The organism is Microbacterium sp. Y356, assembly GCF_059445355.1.
In genome coordinates this window covers 2,344,941-2,370,964 of the sequence record NZ_JCAIUE010000001.1, presented here as the reverse complement: position 1 = coordinate 2,370,964, position 26,024 = coordinate 2,344,941, and the positions used below count along the sequence as shown (strand labels likewise).

Here is a 26,024-nt window from a genome sequence, read left to right as displayed (position 1 = left end):
TCCTCTTGTCTTGATTGGATTTCGTAACGGTTTAACGGGGTGTCACCGTCTCGTCAGCGATGACCCCGGCGTTGGTCAGGCGTGCCAGCTCCGCATCTTTGATGCCCAGCCGATCGCGCAGAATGGCTGCGGTGTCCGCTCCGAGGAGCGGTGCAGGCTCGAGCGGAGACGGCACAGGTCCGCGCAACGGCAAACCGGCCGTGAGGTGGTCACCCACGCCCGGCTGATCTAGCCGACCCACAATCGGCGAGATCGCGTCGGCGTTTTCGAGATGGTTCACGACTTCCGAAAACGTTCGATATGGCGCTGCAAGCAATGATGTTCCGGCGATGAATGCCTCCACGTCCGGGCGTGTGTGCGCAGCGAACCATGGCTCGAAGAGAGCAGCCAGTGCCTCGCGATACTTATATCGATCGCTCTCGATCTCGAAGTCGACGTCCAGCGCGATCTCGAGAGCCCTCGTTGCTTCTTCCCGTCCGGTCAGCGAGACCAAGTCGCGCCAGTGTCGCTTGGTGAGCGCGACGACCATCACGCGTTCATCATCGAAGCAGCGGAAGTCCCGAGCGAATCCACCGTAGAGGTGATTTCCGATCCTGTGTCGCGGCTCCGAGTTCAATTGCGATTCTGCGAGGAACCCGAGGTTCGCGGCAGTCGCGAGGGCCACGTCCTCCAATGACACGCGGAGTTGCGCCCCTTCACCGGTGAGCTCCCGTTGCCGCGCGGCAGCGCTCACGCCCAGGGCCGCGTACAGCCCGCATGCGACATCCCACGCTGGGAGGACATGGTTGACCGGCTCAGCCAGGGCACTTGACCCGGTTACCAGCGGAAATCCCATTGACGCATTGACTGTGTAGTCCACCGCCGCCGAACCGTCGCTCTTCCCTTCCACCGACACGTACACGAGGTCGGGACACAGCGCATTCAACGTTTCAAACGACAACCACGGCTGGGACCCGATATTCGTAACCACGACTCCACGGCCCCGCGGAAGCGCGGCCACCAAGCGGTGAACAAGCGCCTGTCCGGCAGCCTGACGCAGATCAAGACTGATGGATTGCTTGCCCTTGTTCAGCCCAGCCCAGTACAGGCTTGTGCCGGACTCGGTTACCGGCCACCTCCCGCGATCTGCGGCGCCCCCGAGCGGATCGATGCGGACTACCCCCGCTCCCAACTGCCCGAGCGTCATTCCGGCGAGAGGCGCCGCAACGAAGGCGGAGATCTCCAGGATCTGAAGGCCCTCGAGCGGGCCCCGTGCGTCACCGATCATTTACGCCCCACCCTCGTTCACGTGCCCTGCGTGCGATCAGCGTTGGACCCGACGCGCAGGGGTGACCCTTGTGAGGCTGACGACGCGAGGGCGTGAAGTCATCGCCGTACCGTCGCGCAGTCACGCGTCAACACGCGTCGTCACCGCGTCGTGCAATGCGTCGAGCAAGAGCTGACCTCGACGATCGACATCGGTGGGACGCATCTCGTTCATCACGTACGAGAACGACACGCCAAGCTCCGGCCACGACCCGTGCAGCGAGCCGCCGGCACCCGGATGGCCGGCATCGATGACACTGTGATCGTGCGACGGGCGAGTGTAGTCGAGCATGAGGCTGAAGGACCACCGACGCGGTTTCTTGCTCATCCAGTCGATTCCGGGCACCGAGTTCGTCACTGCCGCGGCCGCCGTCTGCTCTGAAAAGTACCGCCTGCCGTCGACTGTACCGCCCAGCGATAGCAGATCGTACATCTTAGCCATCGCGCGCGCCTCGGTCACTCCGCCACCCGCAGGAAGCACTGCTGCCAGCGATGAGGGATCGTTGCGCTCCGGCCCGACCGACGCGGAATCCGTGCCCTTCTTCTGCAGGAAGAGCGCCCGCACGATCTCGGGGGCGTCGCTGTCCTCGGCAGTGTACAGGCCAGCGGTCGGCCAGTCGGGGGCGAGCCCCAAAGGAGCGAAGCGATGCATCTGATCGGACGGAAAGCCCATCCACGCGTCCAGGCCTAGCGGATTTGCAAACTCTTCCCGGAAGAAGGTGCCGATGTCGCGCCCATCGAGATGCTTCACAATTCCGCCGGCAAGCCAGCCGATCGTCATCGCGTGGTAGCACACCACTGTCCCCGGCTCCCAGAAAGGCCTCTCATGAGCCACGCGGTCGATCATCCCGTCGAGGTCGAGCTTCTCCGCAGCGGTCGCTCCATCGCGCAGGCCGATGATCCCGGAGCTGTGGGTGAGGACGTGACGGATAGTCACCACCTCGTCGTATCCTTCTCCGAACCCCGGCCAAATCTGCGCCACAGGCATGTCGAGTTCGAAGAGTCCGCGATCGTACAGAGCGAGGAGGCACATCGATGCCATCCCTTTGGTGCCCGAGTTGATGATCGTGACGGAATCCCGCTCCCACCGTCGACCGGTCGCGGGGTCGGCCGTCCCTCCCCAGAGATCGACTACCGGTTCACCGTTGACGCGGGCTGCGAAACTCGCCCCCATGTCACCCCGCTCGGAAAAGTTCTCTTCGAAGATTGTGCGGACCCGCTCGAATCCTTCAGCGACAACGCCGTCCACGTTGATCGTGCGCTCATTGGAAGTGACCACTATTTTTCTCCTTAGCTCAGCATTGAGACATCGTGTGATGCGGTGATGGACTTGTAGAGAGCATCCAGCAGCGCTGCAGGACGTTCATCCATTGCGACACCCCGCCCTTCTCTCTTGGGCGGCTGGCGCATCTCGTTCATCACGTAAGAAAGGTGACGCGAATCTCGGGCCCGGCGCCGTGGACTGAGCCGCAGCGATCTCTTCGGGCCCGAGTTGTCAGTCTTGGTCGACACGGTCGGCCATGAGTTCGCCGACCATCACCGTTGCGAGATGAGTGTTGGAACGCGGACAATCGGGGAAGATGGAGGCGTCGACGACCCGTAATCCTGTCACCCCGCGCACGCGGCACGCGGCGTCCACGACCCCGTGAGGATCGTCGTCGGCACCCATACGGCACGTGCTTGTCGCGTGCTGGGTATCAGCGGCGTTGGTGAGGATGTACTCGTCGAGCTCCCTGTCGCCAGCGGCAGCAGCAGCGAAGAGTGGGGCATTCTCCTCCTGGATGGGGCTGAGCGAAATGCGCTGCACGGACGGGTGCTGTATGAGGTTCACGAGTTGGCGCACTCCGTGGCGGAGACGTCTACGATCACGGACATCGTCCAGCATGTTCTCGTGGATAACAGGCTGCACCCGGGGATCGGCAGAGACCACCTCAACGCGCCCTCGAGAGTAAGGCGAGTTCAACCACACGCCGATGCCGCCGACCCCGGCGTCGAGATTGGAGTCGTCCATCGCCAGCACGGTGTTGTTCATAGCCACAAGGATGAGGTCGAGAGGCTTCCCCTCGGGATCGCCGCTGCCGTACCGCACGACACAGTTTGTGAAGCGGTCGTGCGGTCCAGGACGCCCTGGGAGGTCAGCATGGCGGAAGCCGGCGCTGATGAGCGGGTGATCCTGCAGTCCTTCGCCGACGGGGAGCACCGAAATGTGCTCGATGCCAAGGGCGTCCAGAGTTTCTGCAGGTCCGATGCCAGAGCGGACGAGGATAGTCGGCGAATGGATAGCACCGGCCGAGAGCACCACCTGATCGGCATATTCTTCATAACGACCCTCGCCGTCCTCCGTGACCACGCTGACCCCATACGCGCGGGTGCCTTCGAACAGGACACGATCCACCAGGGCCCCGCCCCGGATCACGAGATTCGTGTCGGCGCGTCGCGGCTCAAGATATGCATCGTTGGTAGTGACGCGTCGAGCATTCCTTGAATTGATCGGATAGGGCGAAACGCCGCTGGCGCCGGGAGCATTGACGTCGTCGCTCCACTCAAAACCCATCGCGAGAGCCGCCTCGGCGAGGGCATCGTCGACCAGCCCCCACTCGACCCGGGGCATTCGATACACGGGTATGGGTCCTTCGTCGCCGTGATAGTCGGCGTCGCCGTACTGTGCGTCAGCTTCCAGCCGGTTGAAGTAAGGCAACACATCGGTCGATGTCCACCCGACGCAGCCCTTCGCCGCCCAGTCATCGAAGTCCTCCAACGGAGGGCGTATCGCAATCTGGCCGTTGACCGACGAGCTGCCGCCAAGCCCACTGCCTCGCGCGTACAGCCGAGGTTCCTGCACAGCGGTACGACGAGCGTCGAGATCCTTGTGCATGAGCTCCGCTGCAACGTCCGGACGCCGCAGCGCCTGGAGAGTGTTGGGAGATCGCCATGCCTCATGCATGTCCGTCGATCGATAGTCCGGTCCGACTTCGAGAAGGAGGACACGGTCTCCTCTGTCCGCGCGACGAGCTGCGAAGGCAGCCCCCGCCGAGCCTGCCCCGACGACGATGAAGTCCCACTTTTCTTCTGACGAAGATGTCATTGATCCTGCCCCTTGCACAGTCAGTTTGGCTCGACACTCGTAGCGACGTCTAGACGCCTTCACGCAAGGCGACCGCTTGCTTGGCAACACCGTTCTCGTCGATCGGTGGTATACGAAGGATTACCTTACTCATAAACGTGGTTGGTTGACAACCATATTTTCCTCGGCCTTGCAGGTTCCGACTCGCATCACCACTCTGGATCGTAGATGGGGTCGTCCGGGTAGATACCACCAAGTCGGGCGGACTTCGGACTGCCATAAATGAACCGGGCATCACTCGACGCGGCGAACTGCGCACCATGATCACTGATCACTACCCGGCGAATCACCTTCCAAACACGGTCTCGCCGCTCACACAGATCGCGGTAGCGACCACCCTGCACGTTGGTGAGACCGTCAGGCATCACCATCACGTATATGAACGCCGATTCGCGCTTTGCGAGATCTCCATCCAACTCGATGAACGTATTCGTTATGTAGTGATGCGAGCGGTGTTTGGTCGTCTTCTGGTTGGTATATGCCCACTCGCAGAAGTCATGCGCGAGCCCGCTAAACGCGCCATGGTCATCTGTAGCATCGGGCCAGAACGCCGATTTCATCAACTCGAGATCTTTGCGGTCTTGACCGCGACAATACAGCGTCATGTTCTCGGTCAGCGCCTGCTTGTCGAGAAGTTCTCCGAGGAGCACATCTACCGGCGATCTTAGTGACGATGACAAATGGATTATCCTTTCGCGTCAGTACTTGGCAACTGTGAGGACAGCCCTCTTGGACTTGAATACTGAACCTGGGACGGGTCCCCGCCGCTTGCCTCGCTACCACGCCTGGCCATAAAAGGGAGATGTGCTTCGAATAGCTATTGCGTGAACCCCGCCATCTTGACCTGCACGATCAGGTCGCCACGCAAAGGAGCCGTGAAACCGTTCGCCATAGCGTATGGGGCGGCCCGCTCGGCATAGTAGATGTACGCATGATCACGGTTGAAAATTGCGATTGCGTCCTCGTAGAGGTCCCGACGCTCATTGATGTCGAACGTGGCCTCCGCGGCGTCAAGTAGAGCATCAGTTTCGGGGTTGCTGTACCCGGCGTAGTTCGCCTGGTGCCCCGTGTTGAACATGACGTTCGCCGCCGGGTCGAATCCTCCCAACCAGGGGAGGATCGTAAGTTCAAAGTCGCCAGCCCGGGCGTCGTTCAGCACAGCGAGGCCCTCTCCCTGGACAAGTTCAAGCTCGAAGCCCGCTTCTCTGACCATGTCTTGGATTACCTCCGCGCCCCTGGAGACAGACTCCCAGCTGGGAACATCGAACCTGAGTCTGATGGGAGTTTCGACCCCCGACTGTGCGACTAGACGTTTGGCCTTCTCGATATCCCTCGACTCGCACGGTACATCGACGGCGAATGGACTACTACTCGGAATCGGCGAACACGTGGCGGATGCAAGTCCAGCAGAGACAGCAGCAGCGAGCGCGTCGCGGTCAATCGCCAATGCGAATGCTTCACGGAGTTCAGGATGCTTAGTCATGATGTTGTCGGCATCGCCTACCGGCGCACCAACTCCGGCCACGTTCCCGAGGTTGAACGAAACACCGTCGAAGCCAAGACCGGTCATGAGAACCGTGTCGACAGCCGGCGAATCCTTCAGTCGCTTGTACGCAGTCTCAGAAATGAGCGCAACATCCAAGTCCCCGGACTCAACGTTCGTCGCGCGCACGTTCGCGTCTGTGATCGACTTGAACGTGACCGAGTCTAGGTTTACCAGGGCATTGTCGTAGTAAACCTTCGACTTCGTGACGACGACCTTGTCACCTGGCGCACGCTCAGAGAACGCGAAGGGGCCAACGCACACAGGCGCCGCGGCAAAGACGTCATCCCCCGCTTCCAGCTGGGTCGGAGATGCGATCATGCCAAGGAAGTCGGCGAGCTCCACGACGATCGGTGAGTACGCATAGTTCAGACGGATCAATACGGTGTGCTCGTCCACAGCGTCGACTGAGTTGATCACCTGCTTAGCGACAGTTCTCAGCGAATCCTCGTGGGCTCGCGCGCGATCCAGATTGTACTTCACAGCATCTGCGTTAAATGGTGTCTCGTCGTTGAAAACCACGCCTTCGCGCAGCGGGATCGAGAGGGTCAAACCATCGGCTGAGATCTCAGGCATCGCCGTTGCCAACTGAGGGACAACGTCACCCTCAGCATTGACGTCGTATAGCCCTTCACATATTGCGTTCATCACCTGCCGCGTAGGCTGCCACGCGGTCAGCGCGGGATCGATAACATCGATATCCCCCGACATTGCGACGACGGCGTCACCGCCCTTGACGATCGTGCCTGCTCCCGTGGGCGAGTTCGACGAGACGGCTCCGTCGCTGCCACCTGCACAACCTGCCAAGAACGACGCAGCCACCACCAGTCCCACCACGTAGCTCGGGCGTGTGATCTTCATTTTGTCCCCTACTCTCAGTCGTCCACCCCAAAGGGTGGCGTCAGTCAACGGCAACATGTCAGGCAGAAAACACTGTCAGCCAACTCTGATTGCCACAGCGCACCTTCGGAGTGAACCTCAGCGATAACTCCGTCGTCACCTGGCCATCGCGTCTTCGCAACGGTCCATTGCACGCCCACCTGCACGGAAGGGGCGATTCGCGCGGCGCCCCTGGCCGCCAGGTCGACAGCTTCCTCGCCGCGGATCACAGCGAGGAAGCTGTCCGCTCCCGTCAGAGAATCGCTTCGCTGCGCATCCACTCGATGATGAGGCGCGCCAACGCGATACGAACATTGCTGAAGCTGTGATCGGTGTCGAAGGTCGCTTCCGTGAAGTGACGCGCGTCCGCGGCACGCAGCGCCGCGGCGATCGGCACATGACAGTGCTCGTACGGCGTCGCCTTGTCCTTTACTGCGCCAACCAGAAGAAGCTTCTTGTCGATGAGTTTGTCGGCGTTCGCGATGATCGAGAGTCGGTTCATGTCCGCCTCGGACATGTTTCGTGCCCGAGTCTCGACGTCGATCCGGCCGGCGCTCTCAGCCTTGACGAAATCAAAGGTGGCTTTGCCCATGTCAAGGATGGAGAGGTCGCGATGGAGCTCATAGTTGGCGGGGGCCATCGAGATAGAGAAGGTGACGTCCTCCGACTCCGCGGCGGCGATGAAGCCGGAGGTCGCCCCGCCACCGCTGAGACCAATCACCCCGATGCGTCGCGGGTCGACGCGGTACGACTGGCCCAAGCCTGTCTTCTTGCCCACCTCGTCAGAGGTCCGCAGGAACTCGACCGCAGCGAGCACATCATCTGTCGCGCTCTGCACCGAGTACGCCGACTTCCCATCCCACATTCCACGCGGGTGGAATTCGAACACGTTGACGCCGGCGTAGGTCAGCGGCGTGATCAGGCTGCCCATCCCGTGCCAGCCGTATGCCGTCGGCGGAAGGATCACCGTGGGCTTGATCTCCGGGCCCTGTGCGCAGTGGAGGGTGGCGTGCACCACCTCACCCGCGCTCAGGAAGTGCGTGATTGCACCTGAGATCGGGAACTCGGGGTCGTAGATGGCCGGGTCGGCGGTTATGGGGTCACTCAGCAACTTCAAATCAATCAACTTGACTCTCCTCGAGGACACGCCCGGACAGACGAGCTCACTGGCAGCGATGCCAGTTCGGACCCTCAATGGTCCGCTCGCCCGGGCAGCGGATGTATACATGCGGCCACCCATCCGCGTGTTACCTAATGGTTCTTCGGTTCAGGTGGTGATTTCAATCATGGTCAGCTGGCAATAATTTGTCAACCATCTATATTCTTGCGAGGGCGCCATCGCCCGAGAGCACGGAACCGTCTTACGCCTTCACAGGAAACGTGATCACGCTACGCGCGATGGCGCCGCCTTCGAGTTCTTCGTAGGCGTCGTTGATCTCCTCCAGCGAGATCCTGCGCGACACGAGGTCATCCAAGTTCAAGCGTCCCTGCAGATACAGGTCGACGTACATGGGTATGTCGTCGTAGAAGTTGGACGAACCCAGCCAGGTTCCCCTGATCCCCTGCTGGAACGACAGCATCTTGCTGTCTGCTGGCGAAAGAAGCAGCGGCAGCTCGGTGCCGGAAGGCATCCCGCCGACAACGTATACAGTTCCGTCGTGCCCGAGGACCTTCAGCGCGGCCTCCGCCACCGAGGGCACGTTTACCATGACGAAGGCATGGTCCACCCCGTCAGAATCCGTGAGCTCCGAGATGGCCGCCACCGGATCCGTGTGACGCGAGTCGATCACATCGGTGGCACCGAACGTCAGGGCGAGCTCAAGCTTCGCCGACTGGACGTCCACTCCGATGATTCGGCCAGCCCCCGCGAGACGAGCCGCTTGGATGGCATTCAATCCAACTCCGCCGCAACCGAAGATCACAACCGACTGGCCCGGCTGCACCTTCGCGACGTTGAAGACGTTCCCGCCGCCGGTCGCCACCGCACACCCGATGAGAGATGCTTGCTCGAACGGCATCGCGGGATCGATCGCGACGAGCTGGTTCTCATGAATGAGGGCCTGCTCGGCAAATCCGCCCAATCCCTGGAGCTGCGCGATCGCCCCCTGCTCGTCGTGCAGTCGTGGCATGTCGGACTGCTCCCGGTCGAGCGCGCCGGGAACACTGCAGGCCCAGATTGCTCCTCGCACGCACGCCGCGCACCGTCCGCAGGGCTGGAGCGCCGCGGCAACGACGTGATCCCCTACAGTCACCCGCGTGACGGAGTTGCCGACAGCAGCCACCACGCCCGCGATCTCATGACCGAAGACCATGGGCCGCGGCCCGTCGCCGCGCTGCGCTCCTTGGATGTCGCTGTGACACAGCCCCGAGGCACGTACGTCGACCAAAACCTCGTGGGCCATGGGTTCGGCGATCTCGATCTCGGCGATCTCGAACTTCGTGCTGCCTTCTCTGACAACTGCTGCTTTCATGATTTCCTCACTTGTTGGGACGGTTATCTCGGGGTTCGGCGAACGCGATCAGAGGTATGTCTCGCGCGAAACCCGAAGGAGATCCTCGTTGGTGATGTCCGCACCGACGTCTTTCATTCGAGCGACCATGAGATTGCGCTTGGTAGCAAGAGTCGACTGGTCCGCACGCGCCAGGGCCGCACGGAGGTCGGAAAGGTCGAGTTCCGTGGTGTAAGCGGGGCTACCCGGCTGCTGTCGCCAGGACTCCGAGATGGACCCCGCATCGAAAGCGTCGAACCCCGTGAGGTTGACGAATTCCATTGCCAGCGCTTTCCCGCTGGCATCGTCGCCCGCGACCGGCAGAGCGATTCGGCCGGAGCTCCCTTGCGGGAGGGCTTTGGTCGCGAAGCTGCCGGCGAGAATGGCGTTCCACGCCTTGATGACCGGACGATCGAGTTGCTCCGACACCCACCGCGTTTCTACCTGCCCCTGCCCCATCCCCTCGATCGCCCCGTCCTTGAACGGGAAATAATTGGATGTGTCGATGAAGACCGCAGATGCGGGCGCTCGCTCGACGTCCGCACGGAGTGACGGCAACTGAGGAAAGGGCACAGATGTGATGACCACATCTGCACCAGCGACCGCCTCGCGACGAGTCGCTGCTGTGGCGCCGGCCGCGGCCGCCGCCTCCCGCAGGGTCTCCGGCCCCCGTGAGTTCGCGAGCCACACATCGTGCCCGGCGCTCGCCAGTCGCGCTGCAATTGTTCCGCCAATGCGTCCCGCTCCAAGGATCCCGACCTTCATGTCCCACTCCAGATTCTGTGATGTAGGCAACCCGGGCTATGGCGGGCTTCCCTGCCGGCACGACGCCGATCCATCTATCTTGTCGAAAGTCACGGGTTTGTCAACAAACAAAATATAGTTTCCGCCAATCGACTGCCGCCCAGGACGCCCTACGACTGGCTCGTCTGCCAATCGTCGGCATAGCTCGGGTCGTCGGGAAACAGTCCTCCAAAATTCGAGGAAGCCGGAATGCCGAATAGCTCGGCAAGATCATTCTGGGAGCCGAGCCGGACCGCCGAGTCCCAGATGCAGGTGCGGGCGAGAACCTTCCACTCTCCATCGCGCCGCTCACACAGATCTCGGTAGCGACCCCAGAGCATGTCTGTGGGCGAGCCATCCCTCGGCATCTTCAGAAACGCGAACGCGGTCTCGCGTCTCGCACGATCCCCGTCGAGATCGATGACCATGTTCGTCACATAGTGACCGGACCGGAATGGCAATTCGGACCCCGTCGCACACATGAGCTCACAGAAGTCGTGCGAACGGCCAACGAACATCCCCTGGTCGTCGGTCGATTCCGGCCAGAAGGTCGACTTCATGAGTTCGATCTCGCGACGATCAATTCCCCGGCAGTAGCGAACCATGTTGTCGTACAGCGCCTGCTTCGCGAGCAGGTCCCACAACTGCTGGTGTGGAAGTGCGCGCGTCTCGTCCGATGTGCTCACAGTTCATTTCCCTTCGATCGCAGCGAAATATCTGCCGCGTCAGCCATGAGCGGCGTCACCGCCAGTAGACGGCGGACAACTGACTTATACCTTGCCTTATTATTAGCTATTCGACAATCAAATTATGTCTCTGGGGGCTTCCGTCAGCATGGACTCGTTACGCCACGTCGAAGTCCCTCCATGCGAGAATTCTTCGATAGTCCCTCGCGGAGCACGGTGATGGATACAACGGTCATTCTGGGTTCCGCCGTTTTCCTTGGAGCGCTCACGCAGCGCATCACCGGGATCGGATTCGCTCTCGTGGCGGCTCCGCTCCTCATGCTCGCCCTCGGCCCCCTGCAGGCCATCGTGATGACGAACATCCTCGGTGCGGCAACGGCACTCATCTTCTTCGTGTTTCACGTCAGAGAAGTCGAGTACCGCAAAGTACTTCCCATTCTGGCCGCCGCGTTGGTCGCGGCAATCGCGGGAGCGACGCTTGCCACCTCGCTGCCCAAGCCAGTGCTAGGAATCGGCGCGGGCCTGCTCATCATCGTCGCGCTCTCTCTGAGCTTCGCGGCCCGACGACTCCCCCAAATCGATACGGTTTGGATGAAGATCGCTGCGGGTGCGACGTCAGGATTCATGAATGTAGTGGCAGGCGTCGGCGGCCCGGCACTCGTGGCCTACGCGGTCGCTTCGCGTTGGGATCAGCGCCGATTTGCCGCCAGCGCGCAGTTCTACATAGTGGTTCTGGGAGTGACGTCTCTTCTGGCCCGCCGCGTCGCTCCGACCATCTCGCTTCTCGAGTGGGCAGCATGTCTCACTGGTCTTGTCGTCGGCATCATGGGTGGCAAGGTCCTCGCCCGTCGCGTCAGCGTCCGCGCCGGGCGCCTGTTCTGCTTTGCCGTGGCGCTGCTCGGCGCAGTGGCTGTGGTCATCCGCGGCGTGCTCGAAATCATGTGATCGCGCGGGCGCCCACAAGTCGATATCAGGATGCCGAGTCACACTCTGCTCGCCAGCAACACGGATATCCGATTCGCGACATAGATGAAAAAGCACCCTTCACCCACCGCGCCGACGGCGCCGCTCGAGATCGCAGGGCTCGCGGCATCAGGCATCCACGAGAGCCGCCCAAAGCGCATCCGAGCCCGCAGCAATACCTAGGTCTCCGAGGTGGGCAGCCCACGTCTGCGCCGAACCGAATTCGTCTCGCCAGGCCCACAGCCGGGTAGTGCTCAGACGCAATTGATGCTCATCCGTGACCCCGATGGCACCATGCACCTGGTGGGCAGCACGGGCGACATCATTCGCCGAGACCGATGCGGAAGCCTTGGCTGCGGCGATGGGAAGCAGCGCGGCGGCATCAGCGTCAAGTGCTTGTGCGGCTGACTCTGCCGCGACGCCGCAGAGGAGAACTTCACCGGCAAGGGATGCCAGGAGCTGCTGCACTGCTTGGAAGGCCTTCAGAGGACGCCCGAATTGATGGCGTTCGTCAGAATAGCGCACGCTGAGATTGAGAGCACGGCGCGCGGCGCCCGCGATGGAAGCCGTACGTGCGAGAGCTCCGCGAACGGCAAATGCCTGTGGCGTGACTATCGACTCCGCTCCGAGCTCATAGACCTCCGAGACCTCGACCTGCTCGAGCACCACTCGGTCCCGAGGCTCACCCGCGATATTCGAGCCGGGGACCACCCGCACTTGGTCGATGCCGAGCAACAAGACGCGCCGACCGACCAAGACCACGAGATGGCGCGCGTAGCGCGCCCAAGGCACTCGCCCCAACGCACCATCGACGACCCACGCTCCGCCCGACCCCTCGACGAGTGTCACATCGCCATCGCCCACCGCGGCGGCGATTACCCCCTCAGGAATTGGCGCCCCGCACTCAGCGAGCAGCCACCCTCCTAAAAGAGCCGTTTCCGCGAACGGTACTGCGGCTGAGTGCTCCCCGAGAACGCCCAGCACCGAGACGGCCATTCCGAGGTCTCCACCGGCACCTCCCGCATGCTCAGGTACCGAGAGCAGCGTCACACCGATCTGTTCAAGGGCGCCCCAGAGGTCCGCATTCCACGTGACCTCGCCACCGGCCTCCGTAAAAGAAGGGTGCCGCTCACAGGCGTCAGTGACCGCCTCGATCAGCGCTTCGGTGATCTCGTTCATGCGCGGCCTCCTAGTGCCTTGGCCACAATTCCTTGCAGAATCTGGTTTGTTCCGCCGCGCAGAGTGAATCCCGGGCTATGGAGCACCGCGTATGCCAGCATGCGCGGAAGATCGTCGCTGGATCCAAGGTCAGGCTCGATATCCACCAGAGCACGTACGCCGTCGACCAGCACCGACTCGAACCTCGTTCCCAGGTCCTTGACCAGCGCTGCGGCCACAGCGGGCTCTTCACCCGCTTCGAGGCGGCCCGCGACGGCAACGGACAGCTGCCTCAAGGACCAGAGGCGGGCGATCAGGGTTCCGAGTCCCACCCTGTCCACAGCTGTTCCCGCGCTCTCGAGCGCTTTCAGCGCGACAACGAGCAGCGGAAAGGTGGAGAGGATGCGCTCCGGGCCGCTGCGTTCCATCGCCAGCTCGCTGGTGACCTGGTTCCACCCTGCGCCGGGCTCACCGAGGACGCGCGCATCCGGAATGAAGGCGTCGGTGAACACGACTTCGTTGAAGTCGTGTTCACCGGTCAGGAGACGAATCGGACGGATCTCGACGTCTGGGTTCGGGAGGTCGATGATCATCTGCGAGAGCCCTGCGTGGCGGCGATCTCCGAGCGGCTCCGTTCTCACGAGCGCGATCAACGCATGGGCACGATGCGCACCGCTCGTCCAGATCTTTGTCCCGTTGAGAAGCCAGCCGCCTTCGACCTTCGTCGCTCGGGTTCGAACCGAAGCCAGATCGGACCCGGTGTCCGGCTCGCTCATACCGATCCCGAAGAAGCACTCGCCCTTTGCGATACGCGGAAGATACGTCTGCTTCTGCTCATCCGTGCCGAATTTGAGGATCGATGGGCCCGACTGACGGTCTGCAATCCAGTGGGCGGCGACTGGCGCGCCCGCGGCGAGAAGTTCCTCGATCACGACGAATCGCGCGAGTGGCCCCGAGGACGAACCTCCATACTCTTCGGGAAGGGCCATGCCCACCCAGCCGCGCGCCGCGAGGCGACGACTGAAGTCTGGGTCCCACCCTGAGAGCCATTGGTCACTCTTGGGCACAATAGAGCCCGATTCCACCTCATCGCGCAAGAATGCGCGCACATCCCGGCGGAGCACTTTCAGCGCATCGGAAAAGACCACCGGTGCGAGCGTAAACGCGTCCATTTGAAACCCCTTGACTGCTCAGCGAACTGCCCAGCGACCCGAGTACTTCGGGGGCTCTGCTTTGTCGAGAAAAGCGCGGAAGGCCGCCGGAGCGTCTTCCGTCGCGAAATTGACGGCCTGCGCCGCGCTCTCATTGGCGATTGCGTCACGAAGACTCGCATCTACGCCCTCGTTCAGGAGTCGCTTTGTTTGCATGAGAGCGATCGGCGGCAAGGCTGTGAGTCGTGCGACGTAGTCCTCGACGACGCGGTCGAGGTCAGCTTCGGGCACCATCTCGGTGAGCAGGCCCAAACGGAGCGCCTCGGGAGCCGCGATCATCTCGGCGAGAAGCGCCAACCGCTTCGCCTGCTGAAGACCGACGATGCGCGGAAGAAGCCAGGAGCCACCGAAATCGATCGACAGACCGCGCTTGGAGAATATCTCACTGAATCGGGCTCGATCCGAGGCGATAACGAAGTCGCACGCCAGCGCCATATTGAATCCTGCGCCCGCCGCGATTCCGTCCACGCGCGCGATCACCGGCATCGGGAGCTCGAAGATCCCTTGAGCGACGTCGCCGATCCGGCGAAGACGCGGGATCGGATGTTCATCGTGCGCACTCTTGGCCACATCCGCCCCGCTACAGAAGTCTCCTCCCGCGCCGGTGAGGACGACTACGCGTATATCGGGGTGCACCCGCACGTCCGCAAGGATGCCCAACAGCACCCGCCACGTCGCATCATCCACCGCGTTCTTACGCTCAGGGCGGTTGAGCGTAATTCGGGCTACACCGTCTTCGACTGCGTAGAGAACCGTCTCCTGTGTTTCCATCACCATAACCTCTGATCAGTGGCCGTCGAATTGCGGCGCTCGGCGCTCGCGCATCGCGGCACGGGCTTCGTGTGAGTCCGCGGTGCCGTGCACCACGGCCAGGTGTGACGAAATCAGGTCGAGAGCTGTCCGCAAGTCGGTGCGCGATGACTGATACGTCGCACGCTTGATCATCTGCACGTTCAGCGCCGGTTGCGCAGCGATACGGGCGACAAACTCAGCGCAGGAATCCGCAAAGCCGTCCGCATCGAACACGCGCGTGACTAACCCGATCCGCTCACATTCCTGCGCATCGATGAACTCACCCGTCCACAGCAGCTCAAGAGCCTTCGACATCCCGACGATCCGAGGCAAGTAGTAACAACCACCGTCACCCGGGACCAGGCCGACCTTGACGTACGCCTCCGACATACGTGCAGTGTTCGACATGAGCCGAATGTCGCACATCAGCGCCATGTCCATGCCAGCTCCCACAGCGACGCCGTTGACCGCTGCAATCAAGGGCTTATCGAGATCCTCGACCGCCAAAGCGACGCTGTGCACGCCCTTGGTGAGCATGTGCTTGAGATCAATCGGCTGGTCGCCGACTGATTCAAGGACAGACATATCGATTCCGGCGCAGAAGGCGTCTCCTGCGCCAGTGAGCACGACCACGCGCACATCGGGGTCGCGCTGCGCTTCCCGCAGAGCGCTCGCCCACTGCTCGATCATCTCAAAGGTAAAAGCATTCTTCGCCTGTGGGCGGTTGAGTAGGATTGTGCCCACTCCATCGGCGACGCTGTACTCGAGGTCGGCCACGATCAGCCCTTCTACCGGGGCGCCATGCGGATTGCGCCGTCGAGACGGATGGTCTCACCGTTGAGGTAGGCATTCTCCAGAATGCTCTGCGCAAGTTGCGCATACTCTTCCGGGCGCCCGAGTCGCCGCGGGTTCGGCACAGCGGCTCCAAGGCTCTCGCGGATTTTCTCGCTCACGCGGGCGAGCAGCGGCGTGTCCATGATTCCCGGCGCGATCGTGTTGACGCGAATGCCCTTGCTCGCGAGATCCCGCGCCGCGACAATCGTCATCCCGACGATGCCCGCTTTTGAAGCGGCATAGGGAATCTGGCCAATCTGACCTTCGAATGCGGCAACCGAAGCCGTCATGATGATCGCGCCCCGCTCACCCTCGATGTCGTCGTGCTTCGCCATCCGCTCAGCGCCGAGGCGCAGGGCGTTAAACGACCCGACCAGGTTGAGGCGGATAACCCATTCGAAATCAGCCTGTGAACCTGGGTTGCCTTCCTTGTCGAGAAGGCGGGTCGTCCTACCGGCACCGGCGCAGTGCACCACGCCGCGGAGCGGTCCCATGGTTTCCGCAGCGTCGAGCGCAGCTGCGAACGCCACCTCGTCGGTGACGTCAGCCGGGGTAAAGAGCGCGTTGGGGCCGATCTCGGCCGCAGCGGCTTCACCGTTCGCCGACGGGAGATCGACGAGTGCCACCTTTGCGCCATGCGCTGCGAGACGGCTGGCTGTGGCGAATCCCAGCCCCGACGCACCGCCGGTGACAGCGATGACGGAATCGTTGATGTTCATATTTCTCCTGAGTCCGAGGATCGACGGCAACATCGATCCGACCTGGCTTTTGTTGAACGAGGAGCCTCTTAGGAAAGCAGCTCGTAGATGGTCGCGTTCGCGAGGCCGCCGGCCTCGCACATTGTCTGAAGTCCGTAGCGGATCCCGTTGTCGCGCATGTGGTGGAGCAGTCGGGTGGCGAGGATCGCACCGGATCCCCCGAGGGGGTGGCCGACGGCGATCGCGCCACCGACGGGGTTGACCCGATCCAGGTCCGCGCCGGTCTCCTGAAGCCACGCGAGAGGGACCGATGCGAAAGCCTCATTGACCTCGAATGCGCCGATGTCGCCGAGCGAAAGGCCGGACATCTTCAGCGCCTTCGCAGTCGCGGCGATCGGCCCCGTCAGCATGATCACCGGATCATCTCCGACGACCGCCGAGGTGTGGATACGGGCGATAGGCGTAAGGCCGTTTGTCTTGGCCAGCTCCGAAGTGGTGATCAAGAGCGCGCCTGCACCGTCGGAGATCTGCGATGCGTTGCCCGCGGAGACGACACCGTCCTCCTTGAACGGGGTCGCGAGGGTCGCCAGCTTCTCGAGGCTCCCGCCGCGCCGGAGTCCCTCATCCGCCTGCAGTCCGGCAACCGGAACGAGCTGCGCGTCGAACGCTCCTGCATCCACAGCTGCGGCGGTCAGCGCGTGTGAACGCAACGCATACTCATCGAGCTGCGTGCGCGAGAGGCCCCAACGCTGAGCGATCATCTCAGCACCGATGCCCTGATTGAACCCGTCGACCCCATAGCGTTCGAGAACGTGATCGGGCACTGACTTCGCGCCCTGAGCCGCGCTGCCCATGGGAACTCGTGACATCGACTCGACACCGCCGGCGACTGCAAAGTCGTAGTGTCCGGCGATCACGCCGGCCGCAGCGAAGCTTGCCGCCTGCTGGCTGGAGCCGCACGCACGGTTGACGGAAGTGCCCGGTACGCTCTCGGGCCAACCCGCAGCGAGCACCGCGTTACGGGCGATATTGCTGGCCTGTTCGGACACCTGGCTGACGCAGCCCCAGATCACGTCATCGATACGGGCCGGGTCAAAGCCGGTGCGTTCAATCAGGGCTATCAGCGATGCGGCGGCGAGGTCCGCAGGGTGCACATCCGCGAGCGCGCCTCCCCGCTTGCCGATTGGCGTGCGTACGGCCTCTACGATGACGGCGTCTCTCATCAGTGCTCCTCAATTCTCACAGTAGTTTTCATAATCATTGCTTGTTGGCTAGCAAATATCAAGTGGCTGCGAATTTCTTGTTCGCTGCCTGTCAAATACGGGCGGTTTCGCCGCCATCGATGACGTAGACCGCCCCGGTAACGAACTTCGAAACCGGCGACGACAGGAAGCTGATCAGCGGACCGATCTCAGCGGGGTCAGCCATCCGGCGTGCTGGAACCTTGCGCACTCGCCGCGCAAGCACCTCAGGGTTCCCGGTCACATTCGCCTGCGCCTCCGTCGCGAACGCCCCTGGAGCGATCGCGTTGACCTGGATGTCGTGACGGGCCCACTCCGAGGCGAGAGCCTTCGTCAGCTGAAGCACTGCCCCCTTCGAGGCTGAATACCCGACGAGGGATGCCTTGCCGAGAATTCCGGAGATCGACGCGATGTTCACGATGCGCCCACCATGCCCTTGAGCGATAAACCTCTTACCGGCAGCCTGCGACAGGACCGCGATAGAGGCCACGTTGACATCCATGATCTCGTCCCACAGTGCCATATCCATCTCGAGGAAGTCGACAGCCGGCGCGATGCCTGCATTGTTCACCACGGCATCCAGGCGACCGAACCGCTCGACGGCGACGTCCACCAGAGCGGCGACCTGTTCACGATCTCTCATGTCGCAAACCTGGGGGTGAATCGTGCCCGCGAAATCCTCCGCTGCAAGCGACTCGAGGCTGCTCTCGGTGCGTGCCACAGCGAGAACATTGGCACCCTCGGCAGCAAGATGCCGAGCCGCAGCACGACCGAGCCCCCTACTGGCGCCCGTGACGATCACTCCGTGACCAGTCATCGACAAATCCATCTTCTATCCCACTTTCTTTCTAGACGCGCTCAGGCGCCAGTCCAGACTGGTAGACGCTTTTCAGTGAAAGCACGTGCACCTTCGGCAGCATCCGCCGATGTGCGCACGGGTGCGCTGATTTCGAACTGCCGGTCGAATGCCTCGTCCGGTGCCCATCCAGGGCTCTCCTGAAGGATTCGTTTCGTAGCCGCGACGGCGAGCGGTCCGTTTTCGGCGATCTGGCGGGCAAGATCTGTTGCAGTGTCAGCAACAGCGCCCTCCGCCACCAGACGGTTGACAAGCCCCAAACGCTGCGCGTCAGCTGCGGAGATCGAGTTCCCAGTGAGAGCGATCTCCATCGCCAGGTGGTAAGGGATTCGGCCGGGCAGGCGCAACAGGCCACCTCCGGTCGCGACAAGGCCGCGCTTAACCTCGGGAAGTGCGAAGAACACATTTTCGCTCGCCACCACCATGTCGCAACTCAGCACCAGCTCAAACCCACCCGCCACCGCCGGACCCTGCACGGCCGCGATCATCGGTTTGCGGGGAGGCTTCTGGGCGATGCCCGCGAAACCCCGCCCGGGGGTGAGTGGCCTCTCCCCCTTCAGGAACGCCTTCAGATCCATCCCCGCACAAAACGTCGGCCCATTGGCCGCGAGTATGCCCACCGTGAGGTCTGCTCGCTCGTCGAATTCGCTGATCGCCTCGTCCATCATTGTCGCGAGCTCGAGGTTGACCGCGTTGCGCTGATCGGGTCGGTTGAGGGTAAACGTGCGTACCCCTCCGCTATCTGTCACGATCAGTGGCTGGTTGTTCGTCATGTGAAAACTCCTAGTTGGGTCTGTCGCGCGATCGATCGCTGCGAGTCAGCTGGCCTACGCATGGCCGTCGAGGCGGAGGAAACGCGCGAGGTTCCCCCCGAGGACAGCGTCCTCATCCGCAGAGCTCAGGCCGAGAGCACGGATCGCGGCGATTTCAGTGGCGGGGTCAGTCATCGGCCAGTCAGAGCCGAAAACTACCCGGTCAGCGCCATGCTGGCTGATAATGTCCACGACCCGCGCCTTCGACAAATTGCCCATCGTGGGTGGCCAGGACGTCTCGAGCATGATGTTGTCCAGTCCCACCGCCCACTCCTCGGCCTCATCGAGGACCTCGTAGCCTCCAAAGTGCGCCGCAATGAAGCGCAGTCCGGGGATCTCTGCGACGAACGCGGGCAAGTACTTCGGAGCTCCTCTGCGGTTCCCGTCGTCGTCCCCCCCTGAACCAACATGCGAGATCACCGGCACGTCGTTCTCAGCGAGCGCGACAAGAATCTCGCGCGTCTTGGAAGCCGCGAAATCGACTTCCTGAAACAATGGATGCAGTTTTACGCCCACTACCCCATTGTCCTTGAGCGCGCGGATATTCTCATCAACCGTGAGCTCTGGATGAACGGTTCCGAAGGGGACGAATCGCGATCGGTCAACTGTGCCGATGAACTCATTCGTCCGCTCGACCGTACGAGCGATATTGGCGACAGCCAGCGTCATGGCCATGTCGATGCCTGCCGCATCCATAGTGCGAAGGAGACCGTCGAGCGTTCCATCATGCTGCGCGTCGAGTCCGACGGGCCGATCAGCGAGGACCTTTGCAGCGATCTGGTCCGGCCATACATGGCAGTGGGCGTCGATAATCATGAGGTGTACTTCTTGATCAGCTGCTTCGAGAGGCCATCAAGCAGCACTTCAGTGGCACCCTCATAGATCCGCATGGGTCGTACTTCGCGATACAGTCGCTCGATTCGTGATCCGCGCACGAGCCCAAAGCGGCCCATGGATTGCACTGCGCGGTCTACAACACGGCCAGCGATCTCCGTTGCTGTGATCTTCGCCATCGAGGAGAGGTGCAGACTGCCGCGAGGATCGGACGCTGCCGCCCGCGCAACCTGATAGGTGAATGACCGCGCCATTTCTAGCTCTGCCCAAGACATCGCCAGCATCTGCGAGACCGAGCCGAGCCGAGCCACGGGTCCACCGAACTGCTGGCGCGTCGTCGTGAGCTCCAGCGCATCGTCGAGCGCGGCCTGAGCAGTGCCGATGGCGGCACCCGCGACTGTCACACGGAACGTCGAGAGCGTGGCAAGCACCAGCGAGAACCCCTTGCCCGGCCCACCGAGCCTGTAAGAGGCAGGAACTCGCACTCCGTCGAACTCGACATCTCCGAGCACGTGCGGCGCGATGATCTGGTGCGGTCTGCTCGCGCGGACCCCTGGCCTGTCAGCGGGGACGAAGACGAGCGAAAACGCTTCGACGCCGTCGACAACCTCCTTGCCCAGCACACAGTAGTAGTCGGCGTCGCCCGCATTGGTGATGAAGCTCTTATGTCCGGTGATGACCAGCTCGTCCCCATCGGCGACGACGGTTGTGCTCAGCGCTTTGAGATCTGATCCCACTTCGGGCTCCGTCAGCGCCAGCGCAGAGATGGCGTCGAGCGTCGCGACCCGAGGCAACCACTCGCGCTTGATCTCATCGGACCCGCCGACCGAGATTGCGTAGCTACCGATCCCCTGCATTGCGAACATCGAGTCGAGGTGGCTGGATGAACCGGCGAGTTGCTCTCGCACGATCGTGACGCCGAGCGAATCGGGCGCAGCGAACATGCCACCGTACTCGCTCGGTACTTGGATGGTCGTAAGGCCACTTTCCCTCAGCAGCGCCCGCGTTTCATCGTCGATCGAATCGCTTTCGTCTGCTCGGCCAGCGATAGGAGCAACAGCGGCAGCGAGCTCTTTCGCTTGCTCTCGCAAGCGGACGTAGCGCTCCTCAAGGTTCAGGAAACCGCTCACAGCGTGACCACCACAAACTTGGCCTGCGTGTATTGGCGCAATGACTCCATCCCCTTCTCACGGCCGTAGCCACTGTTCTTCATCCCACCGAACGGGCCTTCTACCAGCCCAGAGAGCCAGTTATTGATGTACACCTGACCGGCTTCGAGTGAACCCGCCAGCCGATGTGCGCGTCCGACGTCCCTCGTCCAAATTCCCGCCGCAAGCCCAAAGTCGGAGTCGTTCGCGATCGCGATCGCCTCGTCCTCCTCCGTGAAGGAAATCATTGCGAGTACCGGGCCGAAGACCTCCTCGCGGGCTATCCGCATGTCGTTCGTCACGTCGGTGTAGACAGTCGGCTCAACCAGCCATCCGTCGCCGGTGGCTCGGCCTCCTGCAACCAGAGTGGCGCCGTCTTGCCGAGCGATATCGAAGTACGCCTGCACCTGCTCGAACTGACTTTCGGTAGTGATGTGGCCGTAGGCGACACCGGGTTCCACGTCAGCGAGGCGTTCGAGCAACTTCGCGGTGAAGGCATCCCGAACTTCCTCCTGCACCAGCAGGCGCGTGCCCGAACTGCAGATCTGACCAGCATTTCCGGTGAAAGCGCGGATGGCACCTGCCGCAGCTGCATCCAGATCGGCATCCGCGAACACGATGTTCGCCGACTTGCCGCCCAGTTCGAGCGTGAGCGGAAGGATCCGCTCGGCAGCAACCTTGCCGATCTCCTGCCCTCCGCGCACTGATCCGGTGAACGCGAGCTTGCGAATCCCCGGATGTTCGACGAGCGGTGCGCCGACGCCGATCCGATTGCCCGTCACCACGTTAAGCACACCGTCGGGCAGGCCTGCGTCGGTTGCAATGCGCGCAAGCTCAAGCGTCGTTGCCGAAGTCACTTCCGCTGGCTTGATCACGACGGTATTGCCGGCGAGGATCGCCGGGGCCACCGCCCGCGCAGCCTGATTGAGCGGTGCATTCCATGGCGTAATGACACCCACCACACCGAATGGCTCGTACCGCGTATACCCGTGGAGGCCCGCACCGATATCGATAACGTCACCGCTGGGCATCTGGGAGAGTCCGGCGTAAAAGTCGAAGTACTGCGCAGCGCCCTCAACCTCGCGAAGCGCCTGTGAGGCCGGCTTACCCGCCTCGGCGCCTTCAAGCTCCGCCAGGAGTTCCTTCTCGGCGCGTATACCGTCCGCGATGCGGGAAAGAATCTTTCCGCGGGCACCTGACTTCATCTCACGCCAACCGCGCAGAGCTTCCGACGCCGCCATCACCGCCTGATGAACGTCTTCAGGGGTGCTGTCAGCAATGTCAGCGATCACCGCGTTGTTCCAGGGCGACCTGGAAAAACGGCGCGCGTCAATGACGGGCGGCGTCGCGCGCCCGCCAATCCAGTTCTCGTAGCGCTTCACTCGAGCACCTTCCTCGGCGGATTCTTTGGTCTTGTGCATGAGGACAGCATGCCTCAAGAGACTATTACTGGTCAACCAACAATATTTTTGATAACTTTGTGCGCACGGCTTCTGCCGATGCGCCGTGGCTCCTTTTGAAGCCGCCTCACGAAGAGAGATAGACATGGATTTCGACGACAACCCTGAGCAGTCACAGCTGCGCACAGAGGTGCGTGCGTTCCTTGCCGAACATGCCGAGCAACTCGATCACGGCGACGGCGCGTATCTCGAAGAGCCCGGCGGCGACCGAACTGACTCTCTCCGAAAGACCCAGGCCCTGCTCTTCGATGCGGGCTACATCGGTCTCACCTGGCCCGCGGCGTACGGCGGCGGGGACGGAAGCAATGCCCAGCAGGCGATCGTGAACGAGGAACTTCACCGGGCACGGGTAGCTGGCCCGATCGGCCACGTCGGCCTCGGAATGTGCGGGCCAACAGTGCTTGCACATGGCAGCGAAGAGCAACGACAGCGCTACATCCGACGGCTCCTCCGCGCAGACGACATCTGGTGCCAGCTTTTTAGTGAGCCCGGCAGCGGAAGCGACTTGGCCGCGCTGCGCACGACCGCCGTGCGGGACGGCGACAGCTGGCGTGTCAACGGACAGAAGGTCTGGACTACGCTCGCCCAGCACGCGAGGTACGGCATTCTGCTCGCCCGCACCGACCCCGCAGCACCGAAGCACCGCGGACTGACAATGTTCGTGGTGGACATGGCTTCCCCTGGCGTGAAAGTGCGGCCGCTCCAGCAGATGAACGGCCACTCGAGCTTCAACGAGGTCTTCTTCGACGATGTCCTCATCGACGACTCGGAGCGTCTCGGCGAGGTCGGCGAAGGCTGGAAGGTTGCGCTGACCACTCTCATGAACGAACGGATGGCAGTGGGTGGCGGCGGTGGCGAGATCGGCATCCGAAGCGATGCGCTTCTCGACCACGCCGCAGCTCGACTCCCCGGCGTGCCCGCTGAGCGGCGAGCCGGCATCGAGGAGAGCCTCGGGCGAGTACTCGTCGAGTCCCTCGCTGCCCGATACACCGGATATCGACTGCAGACCAGCATCGAGAAGGGCGGACGTCCCGGACCCGAAGCCAGCGCCGGCAAGCTGACTGCTGTCCGCGTCGCATACGCGACAGCTGATCTCGGATTGCGCCTGCTGGGCGACGATGCCGTGTTCGCAAGGTCACAGGAAGACGACTGGCGCTGGGCCACCTCACAGGCATCCGTGCCGGGCATCGCCATTGCGGGCGGTACGGATGAGATTCTGCGCAACGTCATCGCAGAGCGCGTTCTCGGCCTCGACCCGGACACACCACGGCAACCACGCGCAGCAGCGACACCGGAAGGCGGCAACCAGCCATGAACTTCGACATCGATGACGAGCAACGCGAGTTTGCCCAGCACGCTCGTGAATTCTTCGCGCAGCAGGCGGGAGCTGCGGCTGCGCGAGCACTCCTCGACGGAAGAGACGTCCTCGCGCCCGGCCGCGATTCGCTCGCAGAGTATGGCTTCTCCTCCCTGACCATCCCCGAAGCCGCAGGCGGCGTCGGAGTCGGACTCCTGAACCTGGCGCTCGTGGCCGAGCAAGCGGGCTATCGACTGGCCGGCCCGTCTCTGTCCACTGCCGCCCGGGTGGCGGTTCTCCTTGAGGCTCGACCCGACCTGCTTCAGCAGGTAGCATCCGGGGGGCTGAAGGCCGCCGTCATCGATGGAGGCCCGAACTCCCGCACTCCGACGATCGACGCGACGAGCGCCGACCGGTTCCTCGTGCTCGACGGAGACGACATCATCCTCGGAACAGGCACCGTCTCCAGTGGAGAGCCGATCGATGCGACACGCGGGCTGGGAGTCGTCCGTTTCGTGCGAGATGAGGTCGTCGCCTCCGACGCCCGCGCCACGTGGGAACGCGCGCGCATGGTCGCGTGCACGATCATCGCCGCCGAGGGTCTAGGCGCGGCCTCTCGCGTGGTCGAACTCGCCGTCGAACACGCGAAGACGCGTGAGACCTTCGGACGCAAGATCGGGGCATACCAGTCCGTCAAGCACCGGATCGTCGATGACTGGGTAGCCGTTGATCATCTGCGTTCGCTGGTCTGGTGGGCAGCGTGGGCAGCCGACCATGACCCCGCCCAACTCGCCATCGCGGCGTCGGCTGCGAAGGCGTATTGTGCCGAGGCATTCGAACGTGCAAGCGAGACCTTGGTCCATATGCTGGGCGGGATCGGTTTCACCTGGGAGCACGACGCGCATCTCTTCTGGCGCCGTGCAAAAGTGGACCGACTGTTGCTCGGCGATGAAAGTGAACACCTCATCACCGTCGCTCGTGCGAGCCTCGCCCAGCGCAGCTGAGATGTCTGCGCCGATGGGATGATCCCGCTCCGTGCGAAGCACTCGGCGGGATCATCCCATCACTCACGCTGTCATCGCGGCTGCGACGCCTCGGTCAGATGTAATAGCCGCCGTTGACGGCGACATTCTGACCAGTGATGAAACGCGCGCCGTCGCTCACCAAGAACGTGATCACGGGGGCGATCTCGGTGTCGGGATCGCCGAATGTGCCGCCCAGCGGCACCTTATCGCGCAGGAGCACGTCGTACGCCTCCAGCTCCTCGGGCGACATCTTGGCGCGGTGCTGGTGAAACATGGGGGTCGCCGCGGAAGGATGAAGGACATTGGCCCGGATGCCATACTTGGCCCACTCATGCGCGATCGTGCGGGTCCACGAGGTGACAGCACCTTTCGACGCAGAGTAGAGCGCACCATTCGGATATGAGGTCAGTGCCGATGAGGAAGCGAAGTTAGTGATGCTCTTTCGATCGCCGTCCTTCAAGTGCGGAAACACTGCCTGATTGGTATGCATCGGACCGAGCGCGTTCACCTCCATCACACGCCTCCAGGTCTCGTCCGTGATCTCCTCGGCGGGGCCCTGCACGAGAATGCCTGCGGCATGCACAAGAGCGTCCAGCCCGCCCAACTCATCGACCGCCCTGTCGACCGTCGCGAACACTTCCTCGCGCACCGTCACGTCGCAGCGGTGGAAGGTCGCCCCTGCATCCGCAGCCGCCTGCTGACCGGCCTCCGCGTCCCGATCAAGGGACACAACGGATGCCCCGGATGAGACAAGGGAACGCACGCATGCCGCGCCGATCCCGTTCGCCCCGCCGACGACAATGACCCGCTTGCCCGCGACGACGGCATTGGTGCGTGCGCCCGTACCGGACTCAGGTGATGTGTTCATCGTTGAACCTTCCAAATA

At 62.6% G+C, this 26,024-nt stretch carries 24 protein-coding genes; 3 read left to right on the top strand and 21 right to left on the bottom strand.

Translation table 11 applies throughout. From position 1 onward, the window contains the following. Window positions 1–31 precede the first annotated feature (31 nt). The 9 genes from AC1C2Q_RS11425 to AC1C2Q_RS11385 form a co-directional block, all read right to left on the bottom strand. A complete protein-coding gene (locus tag AC1C2Q_RS11425) occupies window positions 32–1,267 on the bottom strand; it encodes a CoA transferase (RefSeq protein WP_495450199.1) in 1,236 nt (411 codons plus the stop codon). A gap of 120 nt (window positions 1,268–1,387) precedes the next feature. Then, complete coding sequence (locus AC1C2Q_RS11420) at window positions 1,388–2,584, bottom strand: serine hydrolase domain-containing protein (RefSeq protein ID WP_495450198.1); 1,197 nt, start codon at window positions 2,582–2,584, stop codon at window positions 1,388–1,390. Window positions 2,585–2,800: 216 nt separating this feature from the next. Further along, on the bottom strand, window positions 2,801–4,390 hold the full coding sequence (locus AC1C2Q_RS11415; protein WP_495450197.1) for a GMC family oxidoreductase: 1,590 nt from the start codon (window positions 4,388–4,390) through the stop codon (window positions 2,801–2,803). Between the two features lie 188 nt (window positions 4,391–4,578). Then, window positions 4,579–5,079: a nuclear transport factor 2 family protein gene (locus AC1C2Q_RS11410; protein WP_495450196.1), complete on the bottom strand. Its 501-nt coding sequence runs from the start codon at window positions 5,077–5,079 to the stop codon at window positions 4,579–4,581. 167 nt (window positions 5,080–5,246) lie between these two features. After that, window positions 5,247–6,833 carry an ABC transporter substrate-binding protein gene (locus tag AC1C2Q_RS11405; protein WP_495450195.1) on the bottom strand — a complete coding sequence of 529 codons (1,587 nt, stop codon included), beginning with the start codon at window positions 6,831–6,833 and terminating at the stop codon, window positions 5,247–5,249. A gap of 271 nt (window positions 6,834–7,104) precedes the next feature. Then, window positions 7,105–7,977 carry an alpha/beta hydrolase family protein gene (locus tag AC1C2Q_RS11400; protein ID WP_495450194.1) on the bottom strand — a complete coding sequence of 291 codons (873 nt, stop codon included), beginning with the start codon at window positions 7,975–7,977 and terminating at the stop codon, window positions 7,105–7,107. A gap of 235 nt (window positions 7,978–8,212) precedes the next feature. Beyond that, window positions 8,213–9,322: a Zn-dependent alcohol dehydrogenase gene (locus tag AC1C2Q_RS11395; protein ID WP_495450193.1), complete on the bottom strand. Its 1,110-nt coding sequence runs from the start codon at window positions 9,320–9,322 to the stop codon at window positions 8,213–8,215. Window positions 9,323–9,370: 48 nt separating this feature from the next. Continuing rightward, the gene (locus AC1C2Q_RS11390; RefSeq protein WP_495450192.1) at window positions 9,371–10,105 is read right to left on the bottom strand and encodes an NADPH-dependent F420 reductase; all 735 of its coding nucleotides are present in this window, start codon (window positions 10,103–10,105) and stop codon (window positions 9,371–9,373) included. A gap of 149 nt (window positions 10,106–10,254) precedes the next feature. Next, on the bottom strand, window positions 10,255–10,809 hold the full coding sequence (locus tag AC1C2Q_RS11385) for a nuclear transport factor 2 family protein (RefSeq protein ID WP_495450191.1): 555 nt from the start codon (window positions 10,807–10,809) through the stop codon (window positions 10,255–10,257). A gap of 219 nt (window positions 10,810–11,028) precedes the next feature. On the opposite strand from AC1C2Q_RS11385, the gene AC1C2Q_RS11380 reads away from it, so the two are divergent. Continuing rightward, a complete protein-coding gene (locus AC1C2Q_RS11380; RefSeq protein WP_495450190.1) occupies window positions 11,029–11,754 on the top strand; it encodes a TSUP family transporter in 726 nt (241 codons plus the stop codon). Between the two features lie 147 nt (window positions 11,755–11,901). Here AC1C2Q_RS11380 and AC1C2Q_RS11375 read toward each other — a convergent pair whose 3' ends face one another. From AC1C2Q_RS11375 to AC1C2Q_RS11325, 11 genes are all read right to left on the bottom strand, one after another. Beyond that, a complete protein-coding gene (locus tag AC1C2Q_RS11375; protein WP_495450188.1) occupies window positions 11,902–12,951 on the bottom strand; it encodes an acyl-CoA dehydrogenase family protein in 1,050 nt (349 codons plus the stop codon). Next, window positions 12,948–14,102: an acyl-CoA dehydrogenase family protein gene (locus AC1C2Q_RS11370; protein WP_495450186.1), complete on the bottom strand. Its 1,155-nt coding sequence runs from the start codon at window positions 14,100–14,102 to the stop codon at window positions 12,948–12,950. Before AC1C2Q_RS11370 ends, AC1C2Q_RS11375 begins: the two co-directional genes overlap by 4 nt. A gap of 18 nt (window positions 14,103–14,120) precedes the next feature. Beyond that, entirely contained in the window at window positions 14,121–14,912 is a 792-nt protein-coding gene (locus tag AC1C2Q_RS11365) for an enoyl-CoA hydratase/isomerase family protein (RefSeq protein WP_495450184.1), read from the bottom strand. Window positions 14,913–14,927: 15 nt separating this feature from the next. After that, window positions 14,928–15,710: an enoyl-CoA hydratase/isomerase family protein gene (locus tag AC1C2Q_RS11360; protein ID WP_495450183.1), complete on the bottom strand. Its 783-nt coding sequence runs from the start codon at window positions 15,708–15,710 to the stop codon at window positions 14,928–14,930. A gap of 11 nt (window positions 15,711–15,721) precedes the next feature. Then, window positions 15,722–16,486 carry an SDR family NAD(P)-dependent oxidoreductase gene (locus AC1C2Q_RS11355; protein WP_495450181.1) on the bottom strand — a complete coding sequence of 255 codons (765 nt, stop codon included), beginning with the start codon at window positions 16,484–16,486 and terminating at the stop codon, window positions 15,722–15,724. A gap of 68 nt (window positions 16,487–16,554) precedes the next feature. Further along, window positions 16,555–17,688, bottom strand: coding sequence for a thiolase family protein (locus tag AC1C2Q_RS11350; RefSeq protein ID WP_495450180.1), 1,134 nt, complete (start codon window positions 17,686–17,688; stop codon window positions 16,555–16,557). A gap of 91 nt (window positions 17,689–17,779) precedes the next feature. After that, on the bottom strand, window positions 17,780–18,523 hold the full coding sequence (locus tag AC1C2Q_RS11345; RefSeq protein ID WP_495450179.1) for an SDR family NAD(P)-dependent oxidoreductase: 744 nt from the start codon (window positions 18,521–18,523) through the stop codon (window positions 17,780–17,782). A gap of 41 nt (window positions 18,524–18,564) precedes the next feature. Beyond that, window positions 18,565–19,335 carry a crotonase/enoyl-CoA hydratase family protein gene (locus tag AC1C2Q_RS11340; protein ID WP_495450178.1) on the bottom strand — a complete coding sequence of 257 codons (771 nt, stop codon included), beginning with the start codon at window positions 19,333–19,335 and terminating at the stop codon, window positions 18,565–18,567. Window positions 19,336–19,389: 54 nt separating this feature from the next. After that, window positions 19,390–20,190, bottom strand: a complete 801-nt coding sequence (locus AC1C2Q_RS11335; RefSeq protein ID WP_495450177.1) for an amidohydrolase family protein — start codon at window positions 20,188–20,190, stop codon at window positions 19,390–19,392. Continuing rightward, window positions 20,187–21,338 (bottom strand): acyl-CoA dehydrogenase family protein, encoded by a 1,152-nt coding sequence (locus tag AC1C2Q_RS11330; RefSeq protein ID WP_495450176.1) that lies wholly within the window; start codon window positions 21,336–21,338, stop codon window positions 20,187–20,189. The genes AC1C2Q_RS11335 and AC1C2Q_RS11330 overlap by 4 nt, the downstream gene beginning before the upstream one ends. Next, window positions 21,335–22,777 (bottom strand): aldehyde dehydrogenase family protein, encoded by a 1,443-nt coding sequence (locus tag AC1C2Q_RS11325; protein WP_495450174.1) that lies wholly within the window; start codon window positions 22,775–22,777, stop codon window positions 21,335–21,337. The genes AC1C2Q_RS11330 and AC1C2Q_RS11325 overlap by 4 nt, the downstream gene beginning before the upstream one ends. A 124-nt stretch (window positions 22,778–22,901) precedes the next feature. Here AC1C2Q_RS11325 and AC1C2Q_RS11320 point away from each other — a divergent pair, with 124 nt between their 5' ends. Both AC1C2Q_RS11320 and AC1C2Q_RS11315 read left to right on the top strand, forming a co-directional pair. Further along, window positions 22,902–24,131 (top strand): acyl-CoA dehydrogenase family protein, encoded by a 1,230-nt coding sequence (locus tag AC1C2Q_RS11320; protein WP_495450173.1) that lies wholly within the window; start codon window positions 22,902–22,904, stop codon window positions 24,129–24,131. Next, complete coding sequence (locus tag AC1C2Q_RS11315) at window positions 24,128–25,117, top strand: acyl-CoA dehydrogenase family protein (RefSeq protein WP_495450171.1); 990 nt, start codon at window positions 24,128–24,130, stop codon at window positions 25,115–25,117. The genes AC1C2Q_RS11320 and AC1C2Q_RS11315 overlap by 4 nt, the downstream gene beginning before the upstream one ends. A 94-nt stretch (window positions 25,118–25,211) precedes the next feature. Here AC1C2Q_RS11315 and AC1C2Q_RS11310 read toward each other — a convergent pair whose 3' ends face one another. Continuing rightward, complete coding sequence (locus tag AC1C2Q_RS11310; RefSeq protein WP_495450169.1) at window positions 25,212–26,006, bottom strand: SDR family NAD(P)-dependent oxidoreductase; 795 nt, start codon at window positions 26,004–26,006, stop codon at window positions 25,212–25,214. Window positions 26,007–26,024: the final 18 nt, after the last annotated feature.